A 7,299-nucleotide genomic window follows, 5' to 3' on the forward strand; every position below is an offset into this window, starting at 1 on the left:
TCATGAGAAACTTACTGAAATATCTTATATTCCATATACTATGCTTTGGGTGTCTTTCCCCTTTGTCGGCAGGAGAGGGCAGTCCGGCAGAAGCCAATCACGACGCCCGGCTGAATGAAGTGGTAGACGCCTTTCACAGCAGCATGGGATTCGATTATCTGACCAAGGAAGAAGGTGAGGCAATCAAAATAGACAGCATTCTCAATTATCTGGAATCCACTAAACAATATAGAACTTATTTTGAACTGGAAAGGATACTTATAAAGTCGTATCTCTTTCGGGGGGAAATCCGCCTGGCCATTGTCTGGAGCGAACAGATGTATTCAAAGGCAAGTGTACTCTCCCATGCTTTGGGGACGGCTCTTGCCCTGAATGCCATTGGTGAAGTTTATTCCTATACCGGTCGGAACAAGGAGGCTGGTGCCGCCCATGTGCAGGCACTGGAAATGTTCGACCAGATGCATGGTGAAGAAATACACGTCCGCATGTTGTTGGTGGAACTTATAGAATACAATCTCCGCATCCGCAATTTCCATCAGGCTGCGCATTTCATGACCCGTCTGAATCGTTTTCCGACAGATAAGCTTTCGGGGCAGGAGCAGGCCGTACGCCATGTCTTCAATGCCTATTGCCAGTTGTTTAATGGTTCTGTGAAGATAGCCCGCCAGCATTTGGATGCGGTAGAGCCGTTGAAGGAGGAATTGGTTCCCGGCATCAGTCAGCATCTCCTGATAGCGAATGCCATGTATTGGGAACGGACCGGAGAGTATGAAAAGTCTTTGGCTACTTACGATGCCTTTTTTGATGCCGATAATGCCGAAATCAACAGCAGCCTATATAAAGAGGTATTACAAAATAGGGCGGATTTGCTTGTAAAGATGGGGCGAAAAGAGGAAGCATATGAACAATATGGTGAAGTCTTTTCCTACATCAAATCGTCGTTCGAAAAGAACTATCCTAAAGAGATAGATCAACTGACTACCCGCTTTCAAGCCGATCAACTGACCTACCAGAATGAGCGCGACCGACTGTTCTCTTATCGTCTTTATCTGGGAGGCATCGTGGTCTGTACGCTTACTCTGCTTCTTTTCCTGTATCTCAGCTGGAGAAAGATATTCCGCCTGAAAGAGTCGAAACGTTCGCAGGAAGTGATGATACAGAAAGCGGAGCGGGCCATTCAGAAGAAAAACATGTTTCTTTCGAATATGAGTCACGAAGTTCGTACGCCACTCAATGCCATTGTCGGTTTCTCCGCGGTATTGGCTTCGGATGATGACTCGTTTGATGAAGACTCACGCAAGGAATTCTGCGAAATCATCAAGGTCAATTCTTTCCAACTGCTGAAACTGATAAATGATATTCTCGATTTTTCTGATTTTGAAAGTGACAATATCACATTCAACGTCCGCCCTTATGACGCTGTGAAGCTTTGCAAAGAAGCTACGGAAACCGTGTCCGCTTCCCGCAAACTTGAGGTTGAACTGCGTTTTGATACAGAGCTTCCTGAGCTGATGATAGAGACGGATGATGCCCGTCTTCGCCAGGTTTTGATTAATATACTGGTGAATGCCACCAAATTTACCAAAGAAGGTTCAATCGTGTTGAAGTTGGAGTTATCCGACCGCAATACGGCTTTCTTCTCCGTTACCGATACAGGGTGCGGTATTCCTCTTGAAAAACAGGGAGTAATCTTCGAACGTTTCGAAAAATTGAATGACTTTGCACAGGGAACAGGCTTAGGACTTTCCATTTGCCAGTTGATTGTGACTCACATGAGAGGACGGATATGGGTGGATAGCAACTATACACAGGGTGCTCGCTTCTGTTTTACGCATCCGTTGAAGTATAAACCTAAAACGGAGGGAGCTGTATCATGAAACATATCGTAATAATATTGCTTTGTTTGCTGGGCATACGTCCTGATATGCTGTATGCGGAAGATACCCATGCGCAACAATATCAGGACAGCATCCTGAAAGGATCACAAGCCATGCCGAATACGCTCGCCAGACTGACTTATCTGCGTGATATGGCTTACAGGCATCAATATGCCCCCTATAACAAGGCTTTCTCTACCGCTTTATATGAAGAAGCCTGTGCTCAGGAAAATGTAATCTACGAGAACCTGGGCGCTTATTATCTGGCTTCTTGCTATGATAAGCGGCATGATCCGGACAGCCTGACATATTGGGTGGATAAACTGAAAGGATATGCTCCCGAAGTGGGAACTTATGATTATTATCTGGAACAAAAAGCTGCCATCAGCCGTGCTCTGGCTTCTAAAAGGCAAATAGAAAAGGCTGTATATGTGGCAAAGGAGGCATTGGAAGAATCTCTGAAGTATCATAGCAATAATGGCGAAATAGCCTCATACAACAGCTTGGGGTGTGCTTATGGGGTGTCCAGTAGAGTAGATGAAGCTTTGGAGGTTTTCTTGAAAGCTTATCGGCGTTTTACTCCACAGACAAAGGTCAGTTTACGTGTGGATATTCTCTCGCGCATAGCCCAGGTGTATGGAAATACAGGCAGAGACAGTCTGAGAATACCTTATTTGCAACAAATGGATGAAGAATTGCAGGAAGTCGTAAAACGTGAACCCGAGGCACGGAAGAATTGGAGCAACTTCGAAATCGACTGTCAGATTAAGTACGTCCTTCTATCTATGAATAGGGGGGATTTTCATGTTGCACAAGAGCATATAGACAAGGCTAAAGCATTGTTGGAAGACCATGTCGATCCTGTTTTCTGGCTCAATGTCCAGCTTGTGCAGTTACAATATTATGCACGTACGAAGGAGTATGATAAAAGTATCGCATTGGTAGATGAGGTGACGCCTATAGTGTTGAATCATTATGTATCTACTTTTGCTACACTGATTAATTACAAAGCGTCTACCCAGATCAACAAGGGTGATATTGACGGAGCAATCGAAACAAGACGTTACTTGATACGGGCTCAGGACTCCCTGGATAATGCTTTTTCTACAAATCAATTGCAGCAGATGAAGGAAATTTACCATATAGATGATCTTCTTATGGAAAAACAGAAGATAAAAGATATCAATTACAAACGTGGTTTCCTGTTTTTGGTCACATTGCTGGTACTGGTGCTTATCTTTTATCTGTATACGCGTTATTTATCCCGGAAGATTGTCACGGCTGAAAAAATAACGGCGGATGCTGCCATGCAGGCGGAAGCGGACAATGTAACCAAGGATCGTCTGCAATCAGAAATCAGCCATGATATACGTACGCCATTGAATGTGGTGGTAGGTTTTGCCGAGCTGCTGACGGAGCCTAAAGAGCTTACGGCGGAAGCGAAGATGGAATATGGCAAGATGATTCAGGAGAATGCGGAGAATCTCCTGAAGTATGTCAACAGTATTTTGGAACTTTCCCGTTTGGAATCCGGCAAGACGCAATATATGCAGGAAGAGTGCGAGGTGATAGCTTTGTGCCGGAAAGAAATCGCTACTGCCATAGAGTCCGGCAATGGGCACGTGGCTGTTCGTTTAAAGACGGATATAGAAAGTCTGATGATAAGTACGGATAAAAATTGGTTTTCTTCATTGTTAACCAGTTTGCTGGTACCGGTGGAGAGTGATGAAGATTCGTACAATATTGTTATCCGCATCAAACATGACCGGGAAAAGAATCTGTTACTGTTTAAAGTGGTTGGTACACCTCTTGCGAAAGTGCGCTTTGAGAATAAGACAGCACTCATCCGTCATGAAATCAATGCGCACTTCATTCATGCTTTTGGTGGTATCTATAAGGTACAGGCAGATACGGCGGAAGGACCGTGGGTTTCGTTTAGTATTCAGATAAGAGAATAACTGTGCAGAAATGAATTATTTCACCACAGATTACACAGATTAGCACAGATTTAATTTATTAATAATCAGAGATATCTTCCCTAATCTGTGTAAATCTGTGTAATCTGTGGTGCATCAAAACTCATCAAAAATAAATTAAAACTCCGTACCTCTGTGTTCAAGTTTTAATCTGACAATCCCCCCGTATGGGGTCAGTGCACTGAATGCTTCTTCCGGCTTTATGGTTCCTGCATAAAGTTGTGCACAAATCAATACGCCTCCATGCGCAAAGACGGCTACTTTTTCGTAATCCTTTTCTTTCAGTTCGTCCAGAAAATCGGCAACACGCTGATATTGCATGGCAAATGATTCGCCGTTCGTGGCACGTACATTCATATAATCGGCATACCATTCTTGCAATCTCGGATCAGTTATTTCATCAAACTTCTTCATCTCCCAGTCACCGAAGTTGATTTCCATAATGCGATTATCCCGTTCGGCTTCGGGATAACCACAATAGGTGGCAAGGCGTACACAGCGGGATAGGGGGCTGGTATATACATGGTCAAAAGCCCTACCTTCCGGGCGATAACTCTCCAGATTCTCTGAGGTGACGGCAGCCTCCTGTTCGAAACTGCCACGCAAGGGGACGTCTGATTGTCCGTAGCATACTCCGGGAGGTACATCAACCGAAGTATGTCTGATGAAAATAACTTCCATATGATTACTATTTTAAATAGGTGTTGATAAAGTCCGGATTACCGTATCTGATATGTGTGTATAGCAGAATGGCGGCACCAAGATAGAACGAGAGTTCGCAAAGCAGGAACATGGCTCCGCAGCAATCTCCGGTATAACCTTGAAGACGGCGTTTCATCAGTCTGCACAATGCGGTGAAAGTGAGGAGCGGGAAACACATTACCGGCCAGAAAACGATTGGCAGGAAAACTACAATCGGCAATAGGCCGCAGACAAGCCCTGTCAGTGATTCTTGCAGCGTCATGCGGTCATAAACTACTTTCGCTTTACTGTCTTCTTCTTTTCGCGCATAAGGCAGGTAATTAATGATTTGCGACGCACAGAATTTAGAATAGCAATCACCACAGATAACGAGGACACAAACCAGTTTCAGGGGCAGATTTTCTAAGAGCAGGAACATCAGCAGAAAATAAACAATCAATCCGATGACACCATAACTGCCTATATGTGAGTCTTTCATGATGGCGAGTGTCCGTTCACGCGTAGTTCCTCCACCGAAACCGTCGAAGAAGTCCGCCAGCCCGTCTTCATGCAGACACCCTGTGACAAGTAGCCGGGAGATGATTGCAAGAAGCCATGCAATAGATATCGGGAGAACCTGGGCGGACAGCCATAATGTACCGACCATAATACCGCCCGTCAGCCATCCTGCCAGGGGCCAGTAGGGAACAATTCGTTTGAAGTATTCCGCCGGAACTTCCCTTATCCTCCAAAAAGGCAAACGTGTGAAAAAGATGAATGCTGCAAGAATCTTCATATCATTAGAAATATTTCGTTATGGATGCATGTGCGAAGTTATCCATCTCGTTAATCATCCGTATGGCAGACATTACGATAGGATACGCACAGATTGCCCCGGTTCCTTCTCCCAGGCGAAGTCCTAAGTTCAGCAGCGGTTTTGCTCCCATATGGTTGAGTAATAACTTATGTCCGGTTTCGTCTCCGCAATGTCCGAAGATGGCATAATCCAAAACTTCGGGATATAGTTTACTGGCGGCCAGGATGCAGTTTGTCATGATGAAGCCATCTACCAGAATAATCATTCCCAACTCGGCGGCTTGAAGCATGCCGCCTACGGCCATCACCATTTCCAGCCCGCCGAAGTAGCGGATGATATCGCGGGGAGAACTATTTCCTTGATAATTGTCTAAAGATTGTTTCAAGACCTCATATTTGTGGCGGATGCCTGCATTATCCAGTCCGCTACCGGCACCTACACACTGTTCCAGAGGAATCCCTGTGAAACAAGTCATCCACATGGAAGATGAAGAGGTGTTTCCGATGCCCATTTCTCCGAAACTGAGTACATTACTTCCTTCTTCGTGACAACGGCGTACAACTTCTGCACCACGTTCCAGACAGAGCTCCATTTCTTCTTCCGTCATGGCGGCTTCATGCAGATAGTTTCGGGTGCCCTTGCGAACTTTCATGTTGATAATACCTTTCTCATAAGGCAAATCATAATCCACTCCCGCATCTACAATCTTTAGCGTAAACCCATGTTGACGACAGAGGAAGTTCACCCCTGCGCCACCGTGCAGAAAATTACTGATTTGTTGCCAGGTGATTTCTTTGGGAGAAAGGCTGACGCCCTCTTCCACAATGCCATGATCGGCAGCAAAGATGATATTTTGCGGATGTTGCAGGGTAGGAGACAGTGTCTGTTGTACCCATCCCATTTGCAGGGCCAATTCTTCAAGAGTACCTAGTGACCCTTTCGGTTTGGTCAGATTATTGATTTTATCTATCAATGCCGGACGGATATTCTCATCCGGGCGTACAATTTTAAATGTTTTCATATGTTTCTCACTCTATTACTCTGTCAGTTTATTATTTTCATCGCTCTGTGTATCTTGCCATTCCTTTATTTCACCTTCACCGGAATCCCCGATACCATCAACCAAACTTCATCAGCCTGTGCCGCGATGTGTTGATTCATCCAGCCTTGCATATCGGTGAATTTTCGTTGGATCTCATTATCCGAAGTCGCTCCCATACCTATTTCATTCGTTACGAAAATAAAGGTGGCATCTTGCCGGGTGAAGCGGTCGAACTCTTCTTTGGCGGCAGTCAAGGCCCTATCCGTGTCAGCATTTACATCAAAGAAGAAGTTGGTGCACCACAGAGTTACGCAGTCTATCAATACAATTCGCCCTGTCAATTGGTGGCGGCTTAATTGCTTTTCCTCTTCTATGTTTGTCCATTCTGGTCCGCGTCTTTGTTGGTGGCGGATGACTCGTTGGCGGAATTCTTCGTCCCAGATGCGTGCAGTGGCCAGATAAACGGGGTTAGGAGAGAGACTTAACGCCATTTTTTCTGCATAAGTACTTTTGCCCGAGCGGGCACCTCCTGTGATGAATATGATTCGTTTCATTAATTTTTCAATTTTGTGGCTGTAAAATTACATTTTTATTTTTGAATATAAAAAACTTCTTTTTACCTTTGCAGCGTCTTTCAAAGAAAGCAATGCGGCAGTAGCTCAGTTGGTAGAGCATCAGCTTCCCAAGCTGAGGGTCACGAGTTCGAACCTCGCTTGCCGCTCATCTGAAATAATCCTGATAACCAGTTAATTGGCTGTCAGGATTTCTTTCTTCCCCTTCGTTGAACTTTAAAGAATTAGGATATACAAAAGGGTCAGTCCGAAAACCCTGTGGGTATGTTAAATTTACGCTGTCAGTTTGCATAATCTAAAAATAAAGAATGGTATATCTCCGACTCCCCTAAAC

At 44.8% G+C, this 7,299-nt stretch carries 6 protein-coding genes and 1 tRNA gene; 3 read left to right on the plus strand and 4 right to left on the minus strand.

From position 1 onward, the window contains the following. The first annotated feature begins 2 nt into the window (after positions 1–2). A complete protein-coding gene (locus tag BUC01_RS16760) occupies positions 3–1,877 on the plus strand; it encodes a sensor histidine kinase (RefSeq protein ID WP_025835725.1) in 1,875 nt (624 codons plus the stop codon). After that, positions 1,874–3,835, plus strand: a complete 1,962-nt coding sequence (locus BUC01_RS16765) for a sensor histidine kinase (RefSeq protein WP_073314277.1) — start codon at positions 1,874–1,876, stop codon at positions 3,833–3,835. The genes BUC01_RS16760 and BUC01_RS16765 overlap by 4 nt, the downstream gene beginning before the upstream one ends. A 135-nt stretch (positions 3,836–3,970) precedes the next feature. Here the strand turns inward: BUC01_RS16765 and cobC are convergent, their stop codons facing one another. The 4 genes from cobC to cobU form a co-directional block, all read right to left on the minus strand. Then, complete coding sequence (cobC, locus tag BUC01_RS16770; RefSeq protein ID WP_073314279.1) at positions 3,971–4,534, minus strand: alpha-ribazole phosphatase; 564 nt, start codon at positions 4,532–4,534, stop codon at positions 3,971–3,973. A gap of 7 nt (positions 4,535–4,541) precedes the next feature. After that, positions 4,542–5,330, minus strand: a complete 789-nt coding sequence (gene cobS, locus BUC01_RS16775) for an adenosylcobinamide-GDP ribazoletransferase (RefSeq protein ID WP_025835727.1) — start codon at positions 5,328–5,330, stop codon at positions 4,542–4,544. 4 nt (positions 5,331–5,334) lie between these two features. Continuing rightward, on the minus strand, positions 5,335–6,372 hold the full coding sequence (gene cobT / locus BUC01_RS16780; RefSeq protein WP_073314281.1) for a nicotinate-nucleotide--dimethylbenzimidazole phosphoribosyltransferase: 1,038 nt from the start codon (positions 6,370–6,372) through the stop codon (positions 5,335–5,337). A 65-nt stretch (positions 6,373–6,437) separates the two neighbouring features. Then, positions 6,438–6,947: a bifunctional adenosylcobinamide kinase/adenosylcobinamide-phosphate guanylyltransferase gene (gene cobU, locus BUC01_RS16785; RefSeq protein WP_025835729.1), complete on the minus strand. Its 510-nt coding sequence runs from the start codon at positions 6,945–6,947 to the stop codon at positions 6,438–6,440. A gap of 94 nt (positions 6,948–7,041) precedes the next feature. On the opposite strand from cobU, the gene BUC01_RS16790 reads away from it, so the two are divergent. After that, positions 7,042–7,114 (plus strand) — tRNA-Gly (locus BUC01_RS16790). The last annotated feature ends 185 nt before the right edge of the window (positions 7,115–7,299 follow it).

Source organism: Bacteroides stercorirosoris (assembly GCF_900142015.1).
GTDB classification, from domain to species: Bacteria; Bacteroidota; Bacteroidia; order Bacteroidales; family Bacteroidaceae; genus Bacteroides; species Bacteroides stercorirosoris.

Excerpts from the sequence above, each read along its gene's own strand:
- BUC01_RS16760 (WP_025835725.1), top strand. The coding sequence starts at position 3 with ATGAGAAACTTACTGAAATATCTTATATTCCATATACTATGCTTTGGG.
- BUC01_RS16765 (WP_073314277.1), top strand. The coding sequence starts at position 1,874 with ATGAAACATATCGTAATAATATTGCTTTGTTTGCTGGGCATACGTCCT.
- cobC (WP_073314279.1), bottom strand. The coding sequence starts at position 4,534 with ATGGAAGTTATTTTCATCAGACATACTTCGGTTGATGTACCTCCCGGA.
- cobS (WP_025835727.1), bottom strand. The coding sequence starts at position 5,330 with ATGAAGATTCTTGCAGCATTCATCTTTTTCACACGTTTGCCTTTTTGG.
- cobT (WP_073314281.1), bottom strand. The coding sequence starts at position 6,372 with ATGAAAACATTTAAAATTGTACGCCCGGATGAGAATATCCGTCCGGCA.
- cobU (WP_025835729.1), bottom strand. The coding sequence starts at position 6,947 with ATGAAACGAATCATATTCATCACAGGAGGTGCCCGCTCGGGCAAAAGT.